Origin of the sequence: Mycobacterium sp. 20KCMC460 (genome assembly GCF_022179425.1) — a bacterium.
Lineage (GTDB): Bacteria > Actinomycetota > Actinomycetes > Mycobacteriales > Mycobacteriaceae > Mycobacterium > Mycobacterium kiyosense.
This window is the reverse complement of the sequence record NZ_AP025524.1, coordinates 2,830,243-2,854,034: the sequence shown is the minus strand read 5'-3', so window position 1 is coordinate 2,854,034 and position 23,792 is coordinate 2,830,243. Positions and strand designations below refer to the sequence as shown.

The window sequence follows — 23,792 nt, the reverse complement described above, 5'->3', positions numbered from 1 at the left end:
GACGACGCCGTCGTTTTCACCGCAATGGTAGCCAGCGAAGGGAAGGTGACTTCGATGATCGAATTGCTCACGGACTTGCCGGAAGGCGTGACCGGTGTGCGCGTGTCGGGCCGGCTCAGTGGTGCCGAGCTGCGCGACGTCCGGCCCCTGATGGAGGAGCGGCTGAAAACCGGTGACATCCGGATCCTGGAGATCATCGACTCCGACTACGAGGGGTTCGGGCCCGGCGGGTTCGCCGAGGACGTCAAGCTGGGCCTGGGCCTGGTCTTCCCGCACCACTCTGCGTTCAAGCGCATCGCGATCGTTACCGACAAGGACTGGGTGACCCACACGCTGCACGCGCTGGCCTGGATGGTGCCGGGCGAGCTCAAGGTGTTCGGCCTCGACGAGCTGGACAGCGCCAAGACCTGGGTGAGCGGCTGAGCGCTCAGGCGTCCAGCCGGGCGAACGCCTTGTCCTGATACATCTGCACCGACTGCTGCCGGCGGATCTTGCCGCTGGTGGTGATCGGGATCGACCCGGGCGACACCAACACCAGATCCGTCACGCTGAGCCCGTGTGAGTCGTAGATCGCGGCGCTGATATCGCGTTTGAGCACGCCCAGCCGCTCGGCCAGGTCGTCGTCGGACTCGCCGTTCTTCTTCTTGATCTCGACGATGGCGGCGAGCTTCTCGACGCCGTCCTGGGGCACCGCGATCGCGGCGCAGCGGCCCGGGTTGATGTCCTGGATGGTGGCCTCGATGTCGTCGGGAGAATGGTTGCGGCCGTAGACGATCAGCAGGTCCTTGATCCGGCCCATGATGAAAAGCTCACCGCCGGAGAAGAATCCGGAGTCTCCGGTGCGCAACCAGGGCCCTTCGACGGTGCCCTCGGTGGGGTTGACGATCTTCGCGCCGAAGGTGCGGGCCGTCGTCTCGGGCTTCTCCCAGTAGCCCGCGGCCACATTGGGGCCGTGCACCCAGATCTCGCCGACGGTCCCTTCCGGGCACTCCATGCGCGTGTCGCCGTCGACGATGCGGACCTGTTCCTGCGACTCGCACCTGCCGTAGCTGACAAGTGCTGTGCCGGTTCCTTTTTCGACGCGCACCGCCTGGCCGTCGGGCAGCTTCTCGGAGTCGAATTCCACGATCTCCGGCGGATCACCAACCCGGCGGGTGGCGATGTAGACGACGGTTTCGGCCATGCCATACGCCGGTCGCAGCGCCTTGGGCTGAAAGCGGAACTGCGCGAATCGGTCTGCGAACCGCTTCAGGGTCGCGGGCTGAACCCGCTCGCTGCCGTTGAGGATGGTGTGCACCCGGCTCATGTCGAGCCCGGCCATGTCCTCGTCGGAGGTTTTGCGGGCCGCGATGTCGAACGCGAAGTTCGGTCCCGCCGAGATGGTGTTCCCGTAGCGCGCCAGCAGCTGAGGCCAGCGGGCCGGCCGCTGCAGGAACCCGGCGGGACTGAACAGCACGGTGGGCCGCCCGGCGAGGGTGGGCATGATCGTTCCCAGCAGTAGGCCCAGGTCGTGGTAGAGCGGCAGCCACGAGATCACCGTCAGGTCGGAGGGCACCGCCCCCTCGTTGACGAAGAAGTCCCCCATGGCCATACCGAAATTGGCGATGACGTTGTCGTTGGACACCGTGACACCGGCTGGCGTCCGGGTGGACCCGGACGTGTACTGCAGGTAGGCCGTCTTCGCCCCCTGATCGCCGGTGTCGCGCGCCGGCCGCGACGACGGCGGCCGCGCGTCGAGGTCCAGCAGGTCGACTTCGATGATGGCCGGCGCCTTTTCACCGACGTGCGGCTCGGCGCATTGCCGGACGTTGTCGACCACCGCCGACGTCGTGAGCAGTACGGAGGGTGAGGTGTCGGCCAGCACCGAGATGGTGCGTTCGTCGTGGGCGCCGCCGTAGGGAACCGTCAGCGGCACCGCGATGAAACCCGCCTGCAGTGCGCCGAGGAAGCCGGCGATGTATTCGAGTCCTTGCGGCGCCAGGATCAGGGCACGGTCACCGGGCGAGCCGGCCTGCTTGAGCTGCTCGGCGATATTGAGGGTGCGGCGATACAACTTCGCCCAGCTCAGCGTGTCTTCGACGCCTTCCCAATCCTGGTCGTAGTCGATGTAGGTGAGTGCCGGACCGTTGGGGTTCAGACTTGCGCGCTCACGCAGTACCGCGGGTATCGAAGAGCCAACCACGGCTGGAAACACTACCTGTCGACGTGTGGTCGCTGAGGTCCGTTTGGTGCAAGTGTGGTGGCCCCGGCGTCGCGGCAGCCGTGAAACGTCGGCGCATTGATCCGCCGTCGAGGCAGGCTGAGCCGGGAAGATGGCCTCGAAGCGCGGCGCCCGCGCGGGGCGAGTACGAGGTGAACGCCCGTGGACCACAGCCCGGTCCGCGCTTTCAGCGACGGCCGGGTGGCTAACCGAGTCTGCATGTGGGTCAACAAGTTCCACGAGCAAACGACGGTCACCGCGTCGTACCCGAGGAATCCGATCGCCTACGAGTCGATCGCCTGGTATCGGGAGACGATGAGATCGGTATTTGTCCGGGTGGCCGATGGCCGCCCGGTCACCATCCCCCGGATGCCGGTCCCGCTTCGGCGGTAAACCCCCAGGTCAGGCGCTTTCGGTTGGGGTTCGTCACGAACGCGTAAAACCTCGTGCGATATTTCGCATTCCGCCGTTTCCGACGCCGTAAACGCATAGCCTTGATAACGGAGTTCGGTGCGCTTTCCCACACTTCGGCAAACCTTCTCCACCACCCTCGAGAACCAAAGATTTCCGTCCTGCGGAGGCCGCCCAGCTACTTTTTTCGGCGCGGCCCAGATCGCCGCTCACCATCACAACCCGATGGAGAGCGGGCGAGGAGGATTTAACACCGCGAGGAATTCAACACCTCCGGTACGACCCTCCACATCGCCGTACCAGCGTCATACGCTGGTGTTTTGCCGTTGACCCGCCCGCACGGCCGCAATGGAGAGCCGATGTGGTATCAGCGTGGCCGCGTGAAGATTTTTTTGTACGTACGCACGATTTTTCTACATGCGACGAACCGACCGGCTACGCTGCTGAATCACGTACAACTATGACGTTGGCGTCGAAGTGTGGGGGTCGGTGGGTGCTTCCGCTGCTGCGGGATGTCGCGGCGCGGGCCCGGGAGTTCGAAGAACCCGTCGAAGTGGGCTCTGAAGTGCGGCTGAGGAGATGAAGGACGAACGTGGATGGAACACGCGTGACGCCGGTTGCTGTTATTGGGATGGCATGCCGACTGCCGGGGGGCATCGAATCACCTGATCAGCTGTGGGAAGCGTTGTTGCGGGGTGACGATTTCGTCACCGAAGTTCCGCTGGACCGCTGGGACATCGACCAGTACTACGACCCCGAACCCGGGGTTCCCGGCCGCTCGCACTGCAAGTGGGGGTCCTTCCTGGACAACATCGGCGACTTCGACCCGGAGTTCTTCGGCGTCTCCGAAAAAGAAGCGACCGCCATGGACCCGCAGCACCGGATGCTGCTGGAGACTTCCTGGGAGGCGATGGAGCACGCCGGCCTGACCCCACGGCAGATGGTCGACTCGGCCACCGGGGTTTTCATCGGCCTCAACCACGGCGACTACCAGTTCGTGCAGGCCGAAACCGGCGTCCTGGAAGGCCCTTACGGCAACACCGGCACCAACTCCTGCATGGCCTCGGGTCGGGTCTCCTACGCCCTGGGCTTGCGTGGGCCGTCGGTCACCGTGGACACCGCGTGCTCCTCCGGTCTGTTTGCTGCGCACATGGCCTTCCGCAGCCTCAACGACGGCGAGAGTGATCTGGCGTTCGCCGGCGGCGTCTACGCGATGCTCGAACCCCGCCGCTTCGCCTCGGGCTCGGCCAACGGCATGCTGTCGCGCAGCGGGCGCTGCCACGCCTTCGACGTCGAGGCCGACGGCTTCGTCTCCGGCGAGGGCGCGGTCGTGCTGCTGCTCAAGCGTCTGCCCGACGCGCTGCGCGACGGCGACCGGGTGCTGGCGGTGATGCGGGGCACCGCCGCCAACCAGGACGGCCACACCGTCAACATCGTCACCCCGTCCGCCGACGCGCAGGAGATTGTGTACCGCGCCGCCCTGGCCGCCGCGGAGGTTGACCCCACCACCATCGGGATGGTCGAGGCGCACGGGACGGGCACTCCGGTCGGCGACCCGATCGAGTTCGCCAGCCTGGCCGCCGTGTACGGCACCGACGCCCCCTGCGCGTTGGGGTCGGTGAAGACGAACTTCGGGCACCTGCAGTCCGCGGCCGGTGCGCTGGGGCTGATGAAGGCCGTGCTGGCGGTCCAGCACGGCGTGGTTCCCAAGAACCTGCACTTCAACGAGATGCCCGCGAACATCGCCGAGATATCGTCGAATCTCTTTGTGCCACAGGATGTTACGCCGTGGCCGAGTGAAGGCGCTCCCCGTCGGGCAGCGGTGTCCTCGTACGGCATGTCGGGCACCAACGTGCACGCCATCTTGGAAGAGGCACCGGCGCCGGCACCGGTGGACACGCAAGCGCAGGCACCCGTCGCGGACGGCGCCCTGATCTTCCCGCTCTCGGCCAGTTCCGAAGAGGCGCTGCGCAAGACGGCCGGGCGACTCGCCGACTGGGTCGACGCCCAGGGAGACGACCTGTCGATCAAGGACCTCGCCTACACGCTGGCCCGGCGCCGCGGGCACCGGGCGGTCCGGACCGCCGTGCTGGCCGAGACGCGCGACGAGCTCGCGGCGGCGTTGCGTGAGGTCGCCACCGGCGAGGTGCCGTACCCGCCCGCCGTCGGCCTGGACGATAAGGGTCCGGTGTGGGTGTTCTCCGGGCAGGGCTCGCAGTGGGCCGAGATGGGCAAGGATCTGCTGGCCCACGAGCCGGTGTTCGCGGCCAAAATCGCCGAGATCGAGCCGCTGATCGCCGCCGAGTCCGGCTTCTCGATCACCGAGGCGATGACCGCACCGGAGAAGGTGACCGGCATCGACCGGGTGCAGCCGACGCTGTTCGCCATGCAGGTCGCCCTGGCGGCCACCATGAAGGCTTACGGGGTCAGCCCCGGCGCGGTGATCGGCCACTCGCTGGGTGAGTCGGCCGCCGCCGTCGTCGCCGGCGCGTTGTCGCTGGAGGACGGCGTCAAGGTGATCTGCCGCCGGTCCAAGCTGATGACCCGCATCTCCGGCGCCGGCGCCATGGCTTCGGTGGAACTGCCTGCGCAGCAAGTACTTTCGGAGCTGATGGCCAACGGCATCACCGACACCGTGGTGGCCGTGGTGGCCTCCCCGCAGTCCACCGTGATCGGCGGCGCCACCCAGACGGTGCGCGACCTGGTCGCGGCGTGGGAAGAGCGCGACGTGATGGCGCGTGAGGTGGCCGTCGACGTGGCCTCGCACTCCCCGCAGGTCGACCCCATCCTCGACGACCTGACCGAGGCATTGGCCGACATCACGCCGCTGGAACCCGAGGTGCCCTACTACTCGGCCACCTCGTTCGACCCGCGCGAGGAGCCGTACTGCGACGCCTACTACTGGGCGGACAACCTGCGGCACACGGTGCGTTTCGCCGCCGCGGTACACGCGGCCCTCGAGGACGGTTTCCGCGTCTTCACCGAGCTGGCGCCGCACCCGCTGCTCACCCACGCGGTCGATCAGACCGCCCGCAACATCGAGATGGCGGCCACCGCGCTGGCCGCCATGCGTCGCGAACAGCCGCTGCCGCACGGGCTGCGCGGGCTGGTGGGTGACCTGTACTCCGCCGGCGCCGCAGTGGATTTCGCGGTGCTCTACCCCGAGGGCAACCTGGTCGACGCCACACTGCCGGCCTGGAATCACCGCCGCCTGATGCTGCTGGAAAGCACCGACCGCCTCGCGCACACCCACGCCGTCGCCGTGCACCCGTTGCTGGGCTCGCACGTGCGGCTGCCCGAGGAGCCGGAGCGCCACGTCTGGCAGAGCGACATCGGCACCGGAGCACTGCCCTGGCTGGCCGATCACCAGGTGCGCGGAGCGGCGGCGCTGCCCGGTGCCGCGTACTGCGAGATGGCGCTGACCGCGGCCCGCACCGTGCTGGGTGAGGCTGCCGAGGTCCGCGACGTCAGGTTCGAGCAGTTGCTGCTGCTCGACGAGGAGACGCCGATCGGCGCCGCCGCGACCGTGGAATCCCCCGGGACGGCCGAGTTCACGGTGGAGACCTCGCAGGCCGGGGAACGCTCGCGGCGGGCGTCGGCGGTGTTGCACGCGCTGTCGGAGGCCGAACTCGAAGCCGACCAGCCGGCGGCCTACGACATCGAAGCCCTGCTGGCCCGGCTGCCGAACCCGATTGACGGCGACGACCTGCGGCTGGAAGCCGACCTGCGCGGCATCCAATTCGGGCCCGCGTTCTGCGGGCTGGCCACAGCGCACACCTCGGAGGCCGAACCCGTGCTGCTGGCCGAGGTCGGGCTGCCCAGTTCGATCCGATCCCAGCAGGGCGATTACGCGATCCACCCGGCGCTGCTGGACGCGTGCTTCCAGTCGGTGGCCGCGCACCCCGGCGCGCGCAACGTCGCCAATGGCGGTCTGTTGCTGCCGCTCGGTGTAGACCGGATCCGGTCCTTCGGCCCGGCGCGCAACGCCCACTACTGCCACACCACCGTCACCAGTTCCGGCTCCGGCGCCAACGAACTGGTCGCCGACATCGACGTCCTCGACGACAACGGCACCGTGCTGGTGGCGGTGCGCGGGTTGCTGATGGGCACCGGGTTCTCCCAGGGCGACGAGCGCGACCGCCTGCTCAGCGACCGGCTGCTGGCCATCGAATGGCAGGGTCGTGAGCTGCCCGACGAGACCGTCACCGATCCCGGCAACTGGCTGCTGATCAGCACTTCCGAGGCCGCCGACATGATGGCCACCCAGCTCACCGACGCGCTGAAGATGCACGACGCACTAAGCACGACAATGTCCTGGCCGCTGCACGGCGACCACGAGGCCGAGGCGCAACGGTTGCGTGAACAGTTCAATTCCGCCGCCTTCTCGGGTTTGGTCGTGCTCACCGAACGGCAAAGCGGCACGGATGAGGAGTCGATCGTCCGCGGCGCCGACTACGTCAAGCTCGCGGTTCGCATCGCTCGGGAACTGCCGGAGATCGTCGGCCAGTCGCCCCGGCTCTACGTGATGACCCGCAACGCCCAGACGGTGCTGGCCGGGGACCGCCCGAACCTCGAGCAAGGCGGGCTGCGCGGGCTGCTGCGGGTGATCGGCGCCGAGCACCCGCACCTGAAGGTCAGCTACATCGACGTCGACGACACGACCGGCGCCGAGCAGGTAGCGCGCCAACTGCTGCTGGCCACCGACGAAGACGAGACCGCGTGGCGCGACGACCAGTGGTACACCGCACGCCTGTACCCCAGCCCGCTGCGGCCGGAGGAGCGCCACACCACCGTGGTCGAGCACCGCGAGCAGGGCATGCGGTTGCACGTCCGCACGCCGGGCGATCTGCAGACCTTGGAGTTCACCGCCTTCGACCGGGTGCCGCCGGGACCCAATGAGATCGAGGTTGCGGTCAGTGCGTCGAGCATCAACTTCGCCGACGTGCTGGCGGCGTACGGCCGCTGCCCGACCTTCGACGGCAAGCAGCCACCGCTCGGCCTGGATTTCGCCGGCGTGGTGACCGCGGTCGGACCCGATGTCACCGACCACAAAGTCGGCGACCACGTGGGCGGTTTGTCCCCGGACGGGTGCTGGTCCACTTTCGTCACGTGTGACGCAGGTTTGGCGACGACGCTGCCGGCTGGACTGACCGACGCGCAGGCCGCCGCGGTCACCACCGCGTCGGCCACCGCCTGGTACGGCTTGGTGGAGCTGGCCCGGATCAGGGCCGGCGACAAGGTGCTGATTCACTCCGGGACGGGTGGGGTGGGCCAGGCGGCCATTGCGATCGCGCGGTCGGTGGACGCCGAGATCTACGCCACCGCCGGTAGCGAGAAGCGCCGGCAGATCCTGCGCGACATGGGCATCGAGCATGTCTACGACTCGCGCAGCACGGAGTTCGCCGACCAGATCCGCCGCGACACCGACGGCTACGGCGTGGACATCGTGCTCAACTCGGTGACCGGCGCCGCCCAGCTGGCCGGGATCAAGCTGCTCGCCATGGGCGGACGGTTCGTGGAGATCGGCAAGCTGGACATCTACCAGGACACCAAGGTGGGTCTGTTCCCATTCCGGCAGAACCTCGCGTTCTTCGGCGTGGACCTGGCGTTGATGTCGCGGACGCACCCGGCGCAGGTCCGTGGCCTGCTGAACACGGTGTACGAGCAGACCGCCAAGGGTGTGCTGCCGGTACCGGAAGCCACTCACTACCCGCTCGCCGAGGCAGCCACCGCGATCCGCGTGATGGGTGCGGCCGAGCACACCGGCAAGTTGATCCTCGACGTCCCGCAGTCGGGTCGCAGCAGCGTCATCCTGCCGCCGGAGCAGGCCCAGGCATTCCGCGGCGATGGCTCTTACATCATCACCGGTGGTCTGGGCGGTCTCGGTTTGTTCCTCGCCGAGAAGATGGCCAGCGCCGGTGCGGGCCGGATCGTATTGAGCTCGCGTTCGCAGCCCAACCGCAAAGCCCTGGAAACCATCGAGCTGATCCGCTCGATGGGAGCCGACGTGGTGGTGGAGTGCGGCGACATCGCCGCGGCCGGCACCGCGCAGCGGCTGGTCAGCGCCGCAACCGCCACCGGGCTGCCGTTGCGCGGGGTGCTGCACGGGGCCGCGGTGGTCGAGGACGCCACCTTGCCCAACATCACCGACGAGCTCATCGAGCGGGACTGGGCGCCCAAGGTGCACGGTCTCTGGCATCTGCACGAGGCGACCAAGGACACCGACCTGGATTGGTTCTGCTCGTTCTCCTCGGCGGCGGCCATGGCCGGCTCGCCCGGTCAGGGCGCGTATGCCGCGGCCAACAGCTGGATGGACGCCTTCACCTTGTGGCGGCGCGCCGAAGGACTGCCGGCCACGTCGATCGCCTGGGGCGCCTGGGCGGAGATCGGGCGGGGCACGGACTTCGCCGAAAATTCCGGCGATGCAATCGAACCCGAGGAAGGCGCCTACGCGTTCGAGGCACTGCTGCGGCACAACCGGGCCTACACCGGCTACGCGCCGGTGATCGGTTCGGCCTGGCTGACCGCGTTCGCCCAGCGCAGTCCGTTCGCCGAGGCATTCAAATCCGCCGGCAAGGGCCGCTCGGGAGGCAGCAAGTTCCTCGCCGAGCTCGCCGACCTGGAACAGGACGAATGGCCGACGCGGTTGCGCCGGATGATCTCCGAACAGGTCGGCCTGCTGTTGCGGCGCGCCGTCGACGTGGACCGTCCGCTTTCCGAGTTCGGTCTGGATTCGCTGGGGAACCTGGAACTGCGCACTCATATCGAATCGGAGCTCAAGATCCGCGTCACGACAACCGACATCACGACCATCCGAGGCTTGGCCGATCACCTTTACAACCAATTGACATCAAAAGGCGACGCAGCAACACACCTATGAGGTAAAAAGGACCAAGCGCCGCTGCTGGGCAGCCGGCATATATCGAGGAGGAAGCGTGATCATAGGTGGGGGATCAGCAGACGTCACTCTCGGCGTGGGAATCGTCTACGACTGGGACCCTGGTCGCGGTTCGATCGTAACCTGGCAGCCGACACCGGCATCGCGCGCGAAAGCCAAGCAAGCGCCGATTGTCGACGTTCCGCCCAGCTCTATGCAGACCGGCCATTTGCGCGGTTATGTGGAATTCGGCGAGCGTGGGCTCGACTATTCCCGGCTGGTAATGGGTTCCTGGGAAATTCCGGGCCGTTGCGACATCCGCACCATGACGCACGTCATTAATGCGCACGTACGCCGTCACGAAACCTACCGCAGCTGGTTTGAATACAATGGCCCGAAAGACATTATTCGGCACAAAATTCAAAATCCCCGCGACATTCAACTCGCTCCGGTTCAGCACGGCGAATTGACGCAGCCGGAATGGCGCGACCTGGTCGTGTCCACCCCCCCGCCGGTGGAATGGGACTGCTTCCGGTTCGGACTGATCCAGCACGAGAACCACTGCACGCTCTTCGCGATCGTCGACCACCTGCACTGCGACCCGGCCGTGGTGTCCTCGCTGTACGTGGAGATCCTGACGAACTACCGCCAGCTGCTCGAGGGCAAGCCGCCGCTGGTGATGCCGGAGCCCGGCAGCCACGAGAACTTCTGCATTCGGGAGGCGAAGACCGCCGCCGAGGTCACCCTGGATTCTCCCGAGGTCCGCAAATGGATCGACTTCGCCGAGAGCAACGGGGGCGGTCTGCCGGAGTTCCCATTGCCGCTGGGTGAGCAGACGCTGACCTGCGGCGGCGACATTCTGATCGAGAAGCTGCTGACGCCGGAGCAAACGGCGAAGTTTGAGGCTCGCTGCATGGCCGCACAAGCGCGGTTCAGCGGTGGCCTGTTCGGTTGCGTCGCACTGGCCCACCACGAACTGACCGGCCAGGAGACCTACCACGGCATGACCCCGGTCGACAAGCGGACCTCCCCCGAGGAATACCTGTCGATGGGCTGGTTCACCGGCGGCGTGCCCTACACCGTCTCCATCGACCCGAATTCGTTCGAGGAGACCGCCCGCTCCACGCAGGCGTCGTTCGACGACAACCTGGACATGGCCAATGTGCCTTACGACCGCGTTCTGGAATTGGCGCCCTGGCTGAAGCGAAATTCGTCGCAGTTCTTCATGACGAACTACATGGACGCCGGCCTGCCGCCGCTTTCCGCAGTTGTCGCGACGGCATTGAAAGGTGCGAATGCGACGGCTTACAACGACGGCCGTAACCCCGCTTACCTGTATTTCTCGGTGATCCGGCTATTCGACGAGGTTTCCATCATGGTGAACTTCCCGAATAACCCCGTGGCCAGGGAATCGGTGACTCGTTACCTCGAAGTCCTCAAGTCGGTGTTCGCACGGGCGGCCGAGGGCCAGTACGCAAATGCCGCGGTTCAGGTGGCCCAATAACCATTCGCGCGACACTTGTTGTGAGCCCCGTCACATAAACGGCGGGGCGCACGACAGGGAAATGGTTAGTTCATCGAATTCGATTCATACCAAAAGTTTGAAACAGGAATTGCGTCGCCGCAAAAACAGCGAGCCGACAGCAAATCTGGTCGGCGATATCCGACGAGGATCTGGCGCTGGGATCGTGTGCCTGCCTCGGAGAGATTGAAGTATAGGTCGGGGCGGTGGCCCGCATGGGCGGTTTGGAAAAATCGTGCGCCACCTAACAGCGCGACACGTTCGGCCCGCCCCGCCCCACGGCACCGGCCGCGCGGGTAGCCGCTGCTCACGGCGGATCTTGGGACTGGTTTTTTAGTACGTCCGCACCGATTTCGGCTACATCCGCAGTGCTGAACGACTACGCTGCTGAGCGAGTCACGAACTGCAATCGAGCTTCGACGCGGGGGGTGTCGCGGGCGCGCCGCGCCTCGTTGCTTCCGGCCGAATCGAGCCTGGCACTGGTGCTCAGCGGCGCGTGCAAGCCCCGAAGCCACGAACGAAAAACCCCAGGCGCGAACGGGAAATGGGTGGCGGGAACGGGCAGGAAACGGGAAGTAGAGGTGAACGACCGTGGACAGGACTGGTGTCGTCCCAGTAGCCGTCATCGGTATGGCGTGCCGACTGCCGGGAGGCATCGACTCCCCCGACGCCCTGTGGGAAGCACTGCTGCGCGGCGACGACCTCGTCACCGAGGTGCCCGCGCACCGCTGGGACGTCGAGGAGTTCTACGACCCCGAACCCGGCGTGCCCGGCCGGACGGTCTGCAAATGGGGTTCGTTCCTGGATGACGTCGCCGACTTCGATCCCGAGTTCTTCGGGATCAGCGAACGTGAAGCCACCGAGATGGACCCGCAGCACCGACTGCTACTGCAGACCTCGTGGGAGGCCATGGAACACGCCGGCTTGACCCGCGCAGCGCTCGCCGCGGTCCGGACCGGGGTGTTCGTCGGCTTGATGCACGACGACTACCTGTTCATGCACGCCGACGCCGACACCTTGAGCGGCCCCTACGGCTATATGGGTAACAGCTTCGCCATGGGATCCGGTCGGGTCTCCTACGCCATGGGGCTCAGCGGGCCGGCGATGACGGTCGACACCGCCTGCTCGTCAGGGCTGTCGGCGATCCACCTCGCCTGCCAGAGCCTGCAGGACGGTGAGAGCGACCTCGCGCTGGCCGGCGGTGCGTCGGTGACGCTGGAACCGCGCAAGGCGGCATCCGGTTCTGCGATCGGGATGTTGTCGGCCACCGGACACTGCCATGCGTTCGACGTCAACGCCGACGGCTTCGTCTCCGGCGAGGGCGCGGTGATGATCCTGCTCAAGCGGCTCGAGGATGCGCAGCGCGACGGCGACCGAATTCTGGCCGTGGTGCGCGGCACCGCCGCCAACCAGGACGGCCGCACCGTGAACATCGTGACACCGTCGCTGCCCGCGCAGGTGTCCGCGTACCGGGCCGCGCTGGCCGCCGCTGACGTCGACCCGACCACGGTCGGCATGGTGGAGGCGCACGGCACCGGCACCCCGACCGGTGACCCCATCGAATACGCCAGTCTCGCAGAGGTTTACGGCACCAGCGGCCCGTGCGCGCTCGCGTCGGTCAAGACCAACTTCGGGCACACCCAGTCGGCCGCCGGCGCGCTCGGGCTGATGAAAGCGGTGCTGGCCGTACAGCACGGCGTGATACCGCAGAATCTGCATTTCACCCAAATGCCGGAGAAGTTCGCCGAGATAAAGACCAATCTGTTTGTGCCGCAAGAGAACACGCCCTGGCCCAGCCAAGACCCGGGCACTCCGCGACGGGCGGCGGTGTCGTCGTACGGATTCTCCGGCACCAATGTGCACGCGGTGCTGGAACAGGCTCCCGCCCCGGCGGCCAAAATCGTTGAGGCACAAGACTCCGAAGGGTTGCAGGGCGCCCTGATCTTCGCGGTGTCGTCGTCCTCGGAGGACGGCCTGCGCAACACGGCGGCTCGGCTCGCCGACTGGATCGACACCCAAGACGACCTCGACATCCGCGACCTGGCCTACACCCTGGCCCGGCGGCGCAACCCGCGACCGGTCCGGGCCACCGTCATCGCCGCGGACCGCGCGCAACTGACCGCAGCCCTGCGGGAGATCACCACCGGTGAGGTGCCCTATCCGCCGGCGATCGGTCTGGACGACAAGGGTCCGGTGTGGGTGTTCTCCGGGCAGGGCTCGCAGTGGGCCGAGATGGGCAAGGATCTGCTGGCCTACGAGCCGGTGTTCGCGGCCAAAATCGCCGAGATCGAGCCGCTGATCGCCGCCGAGTCCGGCTTCTCGGTCACCGAGGCGATGACCGCGCCGGAGAAGGTGACCGGCATCGACCGGGTGCAGCCGACGCTGTTCGCCATGCAGGTCGCGCTGGCCGCGACCATGAAGGCCTACGGCGCCAACCCGGGCGCGGTCGTCGGGCACTCGCTGGGTGAGTCGGCCGCTGCCGTCGTCGCCGGCGCGTTGTCGCTCGAGGACGGCGTCAAGGTGATCTGCCGCCGGTCCAAGCTGATGACCCGCATCTCCGGCGCCGGCGCCATGGCTGCGGTGGAACTGCCCGCCGAGGAGGTGATCACCCAGTTGGTGTCGCGTGGCGTCACCGACGTCGTGGTGGCGGTGGTCGCCTCCCCGCAGTCCACGGTGATCGGCGGCGCCACCCAGTCGGTTCGCGACCTGGTCGCGGCGTGGGAAGAGCGCGATGTGATGGCCCGCGAGGTGGCCGTCGACGTGGCGTCGCATTCGCCGCAGGTCGACCCGATCCTCGACGAACTCTACGAGGTGCTGGCCGACATCGAGCCGCTGCAGCCGGAGGTGCCCTACTACTCGGCCACCTCGTTCGACCCGCGCGAGGAGCCGTACTGCGACGCCGGCTACTGGGCCGACAATCTGCGGCACACGGTGCGTTTCGCCGCCGCGGTGCAGGCTGCGCTGGAGGACGGGTTCAAGGTCTTCACCGAGTTGTCCCCGCACCCGCTGCTGACCAACGCCGTCGACCAGACCGCGCGCGCCCTGGACAAAACGGCGACCGCCCTGGCGGCCATGCGCCGCGAGCAACCGCTGCCGCACGGGCTGCGCGGCCTGGTGGGCGAGCTGTACGCGGCCGGGGCCGCGCTGGACTTCTCGGTGCTCTACCCGAGCGGCCGGCTGCTGGACGCGCCGTTGCCCTGCTGGAGTCAGCGTTCGCTGTTCCTGACCACCAGCGGCCTGGACTCGGTCGCCCGCCGCAGCGCTCTGGTGCCGGCCCACCCCTTGATGGGTGTGCACGTGCGACTGCCCGAGGAGCCCGAGCGGCACGTGTGGCAGGGCGAGGTCGGCACCGCAGCGGTGCCCTGGCTGGCTGACTACCAAATCCGAAGCGCCGCAACACTTCCGGGTGCTGTGTACTGCGAGATGGCGCTGGTCGCGGCCCGCACGGTGCTCGGCGATCAGGTCGAAGTGCGCGACTTGAGCTTCGAGTGCACGCTGCTGCTCGACGAGGCGACCCCGGTGGGCATCACCGCGACCTTCGAAGCTCCCGACGTCGTCGCGCTCACGGTGGAAACCAACCAGGAGGGCCGCTACGAGCGGCAGGCGACCGCCGTCCTGCACGCAGCCGACCCAGCAGACCAGCCGCCGGCGCACGACCTGGGCGGGCTGCTGGCCACGCACCCGCGCAAGGTGGACAGCGACGAGATCCGCAAATGGATGGACAAGCGCGGCCACCGGCTCGGCGCGGCGTTCGGCGGCCTGGGTGCGGCATACCTGGCCGAGGCCGCGGGCAACACCGTGCTGGCCGAGGTTTCGCTGCCGGGCCCGCTGCGGCCCCAGCAGGGCGCCTACGGTGTGGTGCACCCGGCGCTGCTGGACGCCTGCTTCCAGGCGGTCGCCGCCCATCCCAGCGTCGCCGCCGCCGTCGACGGTGGCCTGTTGTTGCCGTTGCGCATTCGCCGGCTGCGCGCGTACGGCTCGGCCCGCCATGCCCGGTACTGCTACGCGACGGTGACCAGCTGTGTCGCCGCCGGCGTGGACGCCGATCTGGACATCGTCGACGACAACGGCACCGTGCTGCTGGAGGTCCGCGGCCTGCGGTTGGGCACTGGCGCCTCCCCGGACAGCGAGCGCGACCGGGTGCTGAGCGAGCGGTTGCTGACCATCGAGTGGCAGCCGGCCGAGTTGCCCGAGAAGGCGGTCACCGACCCCGGCAACTGGCTGCTGATCCGCACTTCCGAAGCCGCCGACATGCTGGCCACCCAGCTCACCGACGCGCTGAAAGTGCTTGACGCACAGTGCACCACGCTGTCCTGGTCGTTCACCGACGACCACGCGACGTGCGCGCAGCGGCTGCGCGGCCAGCTGGAGTCCGGCTCGTTCGCGGGCGTGGTGCTGCTGACCGCCACCCAGCAGGGCCCGGAGCGGGAGTCGGGGCAGCGCGGCGAGCAGTACGTCGAGCAGGTGGTGCGGATCACCCGGCAGCTGCCCGAGCTGCTGGGTTCGCCGCCACGGGTGTACGCGCTGACCCGCAATGCGCAGACGGTGTTGTCCGGCGACCACGCCAACCTGGAGCAGGGCGGTCTGCGCGGTCTGCTGCGGGTGATCGGCTCGGAGAATCCACAGTTGAAGGTCAGCTACGTCGACCTCGACGAACAGACCGGCGTCGAGCAGGTGGCGCGTCAGCTGTTGCTGGCCACCGACGAGGACGAGACGGCGTGGCGCGACGACCAGTGGTACACCGCCCGGATGCGGCCCACGCCGCTGCAACCCGAGGAACGGCTGACCACGATCGTCAACCACAACCCGCAGGGCAGTGGGGTCGGGATGCGGCTGCAGATCCGGACACCGGGAGACCTGGAGACCCTCGAGTTCGCCGCGTTCGACCGGACGGCTCCGGGCCCCGGTGAGATCGAGGTGGCGGTCAGCGCGTCCAGCGTCAACTTCGCCGACGTGCTGGCCACCTTCGGCCGCTACCAGACGTTCGACGGAAAGCTGCCCGAGCTCGGCATGGACTTCGCCGGCGTGGTGACCGCCGTGGGCCCCGACGTCACCGGCCGCAAGGTCGGCGACCGGGTGGCCGGGCTGTCCACCAACGGCTGCTGGGCCACTTTCTTGACCTGCGATGCCCGGCTGGCCACGGACGTGCCCGAGGGGTTGACCGATGCCCAGGCGGCAGCGGCCACCACCGCCTATGCGACCGCGTGGTACGGCCTGCACGAGCTGGCCCGGATCCGGTCCGGGGACAAGGTGCTGATTCATTCGGCGACCGGCGGGGTGGGCCAGGCGGCGATTGCCATCGCGCGGGCCGCCGGCGCCCAGGTGTTCTGCACGGCCGGCAGCCCGCAGCGTCGAGAGATGTTGCACGCCATGGGGATCGAGCATGTCTACGACTCCCGCAGCACCGAGTTCGCCGAGCAGATCCGCAGCGACACCGACGGCTACGGTGTGGACATCGTGCTCAACTCGCTGACCGGCGCGGCGCAGCAGGCCGGGATCCGGCTGTTGGCGCTGGGCGGTCGCTTCGTCGAGATCGGCAAGCGCGACATCTACTCCAACACTCGCCTGGAGTTGTTCCCGTTCCGGCAGAACCTCGCGTTCTACGGCGTGGACCTGGCGCTGATGGCCGACAGCCATCCCGCGCAGGTGCACGAGTTGCTGGACACGGTGTATCGGCAGATCGCCACCGGCGCACTGCCGCCGCCGCAGACCACGCATTATCCGATGGCCGACGCGGCCACCGCGATCCGGGTGATGGGCGCGGCCGAGCACACCGGCAAGCTGATCCTCGACGTGCCGCACGTCGGGCGCAGCAGCGTGGTGATGCCACCCGAGTATGCGCCGGCGTTCCGGGGCGACGGCTCCTACCTCATCACCGGCGGTCTGGGTGGTCTCGGTTTGTTCCTGGCCGAGAAGATGGCCGGTGCCGGCGCCGGCCGCATCGTGTTGTCCTCGCGCTCCCAGCCGAATCAAAAGGCTTTGGAGACAATCGAATTGGTCCGCTCTATGGGAGCTGACGTGGTGGTGGCGTGCGGTGACATCGCCGAGGCGGGCACCGCCGACCGGCTGGTGGCGGCCGCGACGGCCACCGGCCTGCCGCTGCGCGGGGTGCTGCACGCGGCCGCCGTGGTGGAAGACGCCACCTTGCCCAACATCACCGACGAGCTCATCGCGCGGGACTGGGCGCCCAAGGTGTACGGGGCGTGGAATCTGCACGAGGCGACCAAAGACCAAGAGCTGGACTGGTTCTGCTCGTTCTCCTCGGCGGCGGCCCTGGTAGGTTCGCCGGGACAAGGGGCGTATGCGGCGGCCAACAGCTGGCTGGACGCGTTCACCCACTGGCGCCGTGCGCAGGGCCTGCCGGCCACCTCGATCGCCTGGGGCCCGTGGGCGGAGATCGGGCGGGGCACCGATTTCGCCGAGACCGCCGGCGACGCCATCCATCCCGAGGAGGGCGCCTACGCGTTCGAGGCGTTGCTGCGGCACAACCGCGCCTACACCGGCTACGCCCCGATCATCGGTTCCCCGTGGCTCAACGCCTTCGCCCAGCAGAGCCCGTTCGCCGAGGCGTTCCGCAGCACCGCCAAGCACGCCGGCAACAGCAAGTTCCTCACTGAGCTGGACCGGCTGCCGCAGGACGAGTGGCCGGCTCGGTTGCGCCGCATGGTGTCCGAGCAGATCGGTCTGATCCTGCGCCGGACCATCGACGTCGACCGGATGCTGACCGAGTATGGGCTGGATTCGCTCAGCAGCCAGGAATTGCGCACCCGGCTGGAGGCCGAGACGGGGGTGCGCATCACCGCGACCAACATCAACACGACGGTGCGTAGCCTGGCCGATCTGCTGTACGACGAGCTGACCTCCGCCTGACGTCCGATGAAATTCGTCTTGGCGGTGCATGGCACCCGGGGTGACGTCGAACCGTGCGCAGCGGTCGGCATGGAGCTGCTGCGGCGCGGGCATGGCGTGCGGATGGCGTTGCCGCCCAACCTGATCGGCTTCGTCGAGTCGGCGGGCCTGACCGGCGTGGCATACGGACCGGACTCCGGGGTCCAGATCAACCAGGTTGCGGCGTTCGCCCACAATTTGACCAAGGCGCAGAATCCGTTCAATCTCGCCAAGGCGGGCAAGGAACTGTTCGTCGAGGGGTGGGCCGAGATGGGCAGGACGCTGGCCGAGCTGGCCGACGGCGCCGATCTGTTGACGACGGGCCAGACCTACCACGGGGTGGTCGCCAATGTCGCCGAGTATCACCGCGTTCCGGTCGCGGCGCTGCATCACTTCCCGATGCATGTCAACGGACAGGTCGCGGTTCCGGCGCCGATTCCGCGACCGCTGATCCGGACCGTGATGGGGGCGTCCTGGCGGTTGTACTCGTACGTGACCAGGGACGCCGACCGCGCCCAGCGTCAGGAGTTGGGGCTACCCCCGGTCTCGGCCGCGGCCCTGGACCGGATCGTGGCCGGCGGCGCGCCGGAGATCCAGGCCTACGACCCGGCGCTGTTTCCCGGGCTGGTCGAGGAGTGGGATGGCCGGCGGCCCTTCGTGGGTGCGCTGTCGATGCGGCTGCATACCGAGCCCAACGAGGAGCTCGAGTCGTGGATCGCGGCGGGAACTCCGCCGATTTACTTCGGTTTCGGCAGCACGCCCGTGCAGTCCACCAGCGAGACGGTCGCGATGATCGCCGAGGTGTGTGCCGAACTCGGTGAACGCGCGTTGGTCTACTCCCCCGGCGGTGACGACGTCTCCGCGCCGGCCGAGCACGTGAAACTGGTTGGGCTGATCGACTATTCGGTGATCCTGCCGCAGTGCCGCGCGGTCGTGCACCACGGCGGGGCGGGCACCACGGCGGCCGGCCTGCGGGCCGGGATGCCGACGTTGGTGCTCTGGGACGTGGCGGATCAGCCGATCTGGGGCGCCGCGGTGCAACGGTTGGGAGTCGGTGCGACCCGCCGTCTCAGCAGGATCAACCGCAAGTCGCTGGCCAAGGCGATCCGCGGCATCCTGGCGCCCGACTGTGCCGCGCGAGCGCGCGAGATTTCCACGCAGATGGCCGATCCGATGGACGCCGTCGCGAGGGCCGCGGATCTGTTGGAAGAGTCGGCGCTGGTGCGCGCTTAGCTACTGGTGCTGGCGAGCGGAACTAGTTCAGTCCTTTTCGAAAAGGTAGATGCGATAAGTGAATCCACCGCCGCGCTCGAGGTCGCGGTCAAGCATGCTGACCGCGTAACGGGTCAGACTCGACAGAAATGCCGGCGCACGGCTGGCTATCTTCTCTTGCGATCGCCGCGTATTGGCGTCGAGCCCACGCTTGGCCTCTCTGCCGATGTCTCGCTGAGCCAGTTTGCGCAGTTTGATGCCGGCCAGATCCGTTTCCCATTCCCCGACAACGGGATTGCGGCGAGAGTCGGTGTAGAGGAAATGCCCGCCAGGGCGCAGCACGCGCGTCACTTCGTCCAGGAAGCCGGCGAAATCCGGGTACTGGTGCGAGGCTTCCACGTTGACAACAGCGTCGAAAGATTCGTCCGGAAACGGCAGGTGCTGGGCGTCGCCCTGCACGAAGTCCAGGCCCCGCACTGTGTGCATCCTCTTGCAGAGGTCGATGCTGGCGGGGTTCAGGTCCAGACCCGTGTAAGACGCCGGACCGAGCTTGCGGGCAATGTACGACGCCCCACCGCCGGCGCCGCAGCTGACCTCCAGCACCTTCTTGCCGGTGAGGTCCACTTGGCTGGCGGTCTGGTGGTAGAGCTGGATGCAGTACCGGTTCGGTTCGTCAGCGGGATCCAGCTGCAAGCCCAGCGGCGGGTCTTCTTCGTAACCGAAGTTGAAGAACACCACGTCGTCGCCGACCTGGCGGGTACCCAGCGGTAGCAGGTATTTGGTGGTGATCTTGCCGACCAACGGGTTCGACTGCAGGCGGTATTTCAGAGCCACGCGGAAGAGTGTCGCATGCGTGACCCGTCGAAGATGCCAAAAGCGCCAACCCCGATGAGCGAGATATCAGCACGCGCGTGCAACTTTGCTGGCCACGAGTTACCCGCGCGCAGCGGTGGAGGCACTGCTCCAAAATGCTCGACGAGCAAACCGGTGACGGACTAAAAACTCCTTGATCTGCGCATTTGCCTTCCGATAGGGGGCGCCTCGATCGCTGGGACGCTCGCCTGCGCGGTTACTAAGGAAATTTCCATTCCCCCACCTGATCAGCACTCTCCTTGTACGTTTGTGAGGTGGCTGGGCAGGCGAGATCGCACGACGAGGCGAAAATTGGTGGCGTCTTCGACCGCGTCGGCGACTTCGTCATCAAGTGGCCATGGCTGGCCGTCGGCGGCTGGATCGCCGTGGTGGCTTTCCTGGCTCTGACGTTTCCCCCGCTTCAGGTGCAAGCCGCCAAGCACGAGCAGAAACCGCTACCTGACAACGCGCCGACGATGATCGCGCAGGCGGAGATGAACGCTGCCTTCGCGGCGCGGCCCGGCGGGTCGGAAGGATCCGGCGGGCCGGCCGGCTCCAGCGGGTCCGCAGGGCCTGGCGGGTCGGCAGGGCCTGGCGGGCCGGAAGGGTCCGGTGGCGGCGGGGGCAAACCCGCTGACGAGAAGCCGACCGGCGCCCTGCTGCTGGTCGTGTTGACCAATGAAAAGGGCCTGAGCCCCGCCGACGAGGACACCTACCGCAGGCTGCTCGACAACCTGCGGCAGGACACCCAGGACAAGATGTCGGTGCAGGACTTCATGGGCACGCCGGAATTGCGGCAGATGCTGGAGAGCAAGGACAAGAAAGCCTGGAACCTGCCAATTACCTTGCCCGGCGCTGAGGCGGCGCCCGAGACACAGGCGGCGCTGGCAAATATCAGGGCCATCATCGAAAAGACAGTCAAAGGCACGACCCTCTCAGCGAGTTTGAGCGGTGGGGTGGCCACCGCGTCCGATGTCCAGAAACTCGGCGAGTCCGACGTGCAGATCATCGAGGTCGGAACGATCGTCAGTGTGCTGGTCATTCTGATCATCGTCTATCGCAACCTCGTCACCATGCTGCTACCCCTTGCCACGATCGGCGTCTCGATCGGAGGTGCGCAGGGCGTCTTGTCGGCGCTGTCCGAACTCGGCCTGACGGTGAACATGCAGTGCATCGTGTTCATGAGTGCGGTCATGATCGGCGCCGGTACCGACTACGCCGTGTTCCTGATCAGCCGGTATCACGACTACGTTCGGCACGGAGAAACTTCCGATCGCGCGGTGAAGAAAGCACTGATGTCGATCGGCAAGGTCATCGCCGCATCGGCGGCGACCGTCGCCGTCACCTTCCTGGCCATGGTTTTCACCAAGCTCGAAGTGTTCTCCGCCGTCGGGCCGGCCATCACCGTCTCGATCATCGTCTCGCTGCTGACGGCCACCACGCTGCTGCCGGCGATCCTCGTGCTCACCGGGCGTCGCGGCTGGATCAAGCCGCGACGCGACTTGACCACCCGCTTCTGGCGGATCTCGGGAACCCGCATCGTGCGGCGTCCCAAGGTGCACCTGGCCGGCAGCCTGATGGTGCTGACCGTCCTGGCCACCAGTGCGGCCTTCATCCGGTTCAATTACGACGACCTCAAGACGATGCCGCAGGACATGGACAGCGTGCGGGGTCTCAATGCGCTGAACAAGCACTTCCCGATGAACTCGATGACCCCGATGTTTCTGTTCGTCAAGTCGCCGCGTGACCTACGCACCCCGGCCGCCCTGGGCGACCTGGAGATGATGTCGCGGCGGATCACCGACCTGCCCAACATCGTGATGGTGCGTGGCCTGACCCGGCCCAACGGCGAACCATTGAAAGAAACCAAGGTCTCGTTCCAGGCGGGTGAGGTCGGGGGCAAACTCAACGAAGCATCGACCGCGATCACCGAGCACGGCGGCGACCTTGATCATCTGGTCGGCGGCTCTCGCCAACTCGCCGACGCCCTGGCCGAGATTCGAGCACAGGTCAACGGAGCGGTGGCCAGCTCCGCCGGACTGGTCGCCGCGTTGCAGAACATGTTGAAGCTCATGGGTGGAAACAAAACCATCCAGGAACTCGACAACGCCTCCCACTACGTGTCGCGCATGAAGGCACTCGGAAACGATCTCAGCGGGACAGTCTCGGACGGCCAGACCATGGCCGTTTGGGCCGGCCCCATGGTGGCGGCGCTGAATTCCAGCCCGAGCTGCAACGCCGACCCCTCATGCGTGCGTTCACGCTCGCAATTGTCGGCAATGGTCGAGGCCAACAACAGCGGGCTGTTGAAGGTGATGGGCAGGATGGCCGCCACCCTGCAGCAGACCGAGGGATACCAGAATTTGGCCAAGACGGTCGGCGAGCTCGACGACCAACTCAAGCAGATCGTCGCCACCCTCAAGATGATCGACGGGCTGCCGAACACGTTGTCGCAGCTGCAGGCGGGTGCCGGCGCTCTCGCCGACGGCAGTAACGCGGTAGCGGACGGCGTGCAGGCACTGGTGACTCAGGTCAAGCAGATGGGCGGTGGCCTCAACGAGGCTTCCGACTTCCTGCTCGGAATGAAGCGTGACGCAGAACGACCGAACATGGCCGGCTTCAACATCCCGCCGCAGATCATGACGAGGGACGAGTTCAAAAAGGGTGCGCAGTTCTTCCTGTCGCCCGACGGGCACGCGGCCCGGTACTTTGTCCAGAGCGCGCTCAGCCCCACCTCTAAAGAGGGTATGGATCAGGTCAGCCAGATCCTCGAAGCGGCCCGATCGGCGCAACCCAATACCGAACTGGCCGACGCGAAGGTCCAACTGGTGGGAGTACCGACCGGACTTCGGGACACCCGCGAGTTCTACAACAGTGACATCAAATTCATCGTCATCGCGACCATCATCATCGTTTTCTTCATTCTGGTCATCCTGCTGCGCGCGATCGTAGCGCCGTTGTATCTCATTGCCTCCGTACTGATCTCATTCTGTTCGGCCCTGGGCCTCGCGGTCCTCGTCTTCCAAGTACTACTCGATGAGCCACTGCACTGGAGCTTGCCCGGGCTGTCGTTCATCCTGTTGGTTGCAGTCGGCGCCGACTACAACATGTTGTTGATTTCTCGGATTCGAGATGAGTCACCGCACGGCGTGCGCGTCGGTGTCATCCGAACCGTGGGATCAACGGGTGGTGTGATCACCTCGGCGGGGTTGATCTTTGCCGCGTCGATGTTCGGACTGATCGCAGCCAGCATCACCACCATGGCGCAGGCCGGATTCACCATCGGCATCGGGATCGTGATCGACACCTTCCTGGTGCGCACCATCACGGTGCCCGCGGTCGCTGCGATGCTTGGCCAAAAGAACTGGTGGCCCTCGAAGCTGGGTCAGAGCAACAGGGCAAAAGCCAAGCAAGCCAAGCGATCTGCCACGGCTCAGCTCTGGCTGGATCGGACAAAGTATTTCCTCACCGGTAAAGCTCCCGGGGCGGTGGCCCCGCAACCGGAGCCAAAGCCGGTGCGCCGCAAGGCGCCAGCCAGCTCCGCCAGCACCATCGACCTGCTCCCGGGACACGCACTGCCGCTGTTCGGTGTCACCACCCTGCCGGCATACGACTTGTCGAAGTGCGCGTCGAAGAGCAACCGCAAGACGCGCAGCAGACGCAGCGGTAAGGAACCCGTCGACCACCTGCTCACCCATTCGCTACCGCTGTTCGGTCTCGGATACGAACTGCTGGAACGTGAATCGAATGGCGACAACAACGGCGCGGCAATGAAGCCAACGCCGGGCACTCCGGCGATCACCTGACTTTCGCATGCATCCCCAGCGCGG

The 23,792-nt window shown here is 66.9% G+C and carries 9 protein-coding genes; 7 read left to right on the top strand and 2 right to left on the bottom strand.

The features are described 5' to 3' along the window. The first annotated feature begins 54 nt into the window (after positions 1-54). Positions 55-423, top strand: coding sequence for an STAS/SEC14 domain-containing protein (locus MKCMC460_RS13355; RefSeq protein WP_236975551.1), 369 nt, complete (start codon positions 55-57; stop codon positions 421-423). 4 nt (positions 424-427) lie between these two features. Here the strand turns inward: MKCMC460_RS13355 and MKCMC460_RS13350 are convergent, their stop codons facing one another. Continuing rightward, positions 428-2,182: an AMP-binding protein gene (locus MKCMC460_RS13350; RefSeq protein ID WP_238305851.1), complete on the bottom strand. Its 1,755-nt coding sequence runs from the start codon at positions 2,180-2,182 to the stop codon at positions 428-430. A gap of 180 nt (positions 2,183-2,362) precedes the next feature. On the opposite strand from MKCMC460_RS13350, the gene MKCMC460_RS13345 reads away from it, so the two are divergent. The 5 genes from MKCMC460_RS13345 to MKCMC460_RS13325 all read left to right on the top strand — a co-directional run bounded on the left by MKCMC460_RS13345 (position 2,363) and on the right by MKCMC460_RS13325 (position 19,131). Further along, positions 2,363-2,593, top strand: coding sequence for a hypothetical protein (locus tag MKCMC460_RS13345; RefSeq protein ID WP_236975553.1), 231 nt, complete (start codon positions 2,363-2,365; stop codon positions 2,591-2,593). A 610-nt stretch (positions 2,594-3,203) separates the two neighbouring features. Further along, on the top strand, positions 3,204-9,491 hold the full coding sequence (gene pks2 / locus MKCMC460_RS13340; RefSeq protein WP_255735915.1) for a type I polyketide synthase: 6,288 nt from the start codon (positions 3,204-3,206) through the stop codon (positions 9,489-9,491). Positions 9,492-9,585: 94 nt separating this feature from the next. Continuing rightward, the gene (locus MKCMC460_RS13335; RefSeq protein WP_236975557.1) at positions 9,586-10,992 is read left to right on the top strand and encodes a condensation domain-containing protein; all 1,407 of its coding nucleotides are present in this window, start codon (positions 9,586-9,588) and stop codon (positions 10,990-10,992) included. Positions 10,993-11,601: 609 nt separating this feature from the next. Further along, a complete protein-coding gene (gene pks2, locus MKCMC460_RS13330) occupies positions 11,602-17,880 on the top strand; it encodes a sulfolipid-1 biosynthesis phthioceranic/hydroxyphthioceranic acid synthase (RefSeq protein WP_264892337.1) in 6,279 nt (2,092 codons plus the stop codon). 6 nt (positions 17,881-17,886) lie between these two features. After that, positions 17,887-19,131, top strand: coding sequence for a glycosyltransferase (locus tag MKCMC460_RS13325; protein WP_238305847.1), 1,245 nt, complete (start codon positions 17,887-17,889; stop codon positions 19,129-19,131). 27 nt (positions 19,132-19,158) lie between these two features. Here MKCMC460_RS13325 and MKCMC460_RS13320 read toward each other — a convergent pair whose 3' ends face one another. Next, on the bottom strand, positions 19,159-19,944 hold the full coding sequence (locus MKCMC460_RS13320; protein ID WP_370653124.1) for a phthiotriol/phenolphthiotriol dimycocerosates methyltransferase: 786 nt from the start codon (positions 19,942-19,944) through the stop codon (positions 19,159-19,161). 293 nt (positions 19,945-20,237) lie between these two features. On the opposite strand from MKCMC460_RS13320, the gene MKCMC460_RS13315 reads away from it, so the two are divergent. Next, positions 20,238-23,768, top strand: coding sequence for an RND family transporter (locus MKCMC460_RS13315; protein ID WP_238305845.1), 3,531 nt, complete (start codon positions 20,238-20,240; stop codon positions 23,766-23,768). The last annotated feature ends 24 nt before the right edge of the window (positions 23,769-23,792 follow it).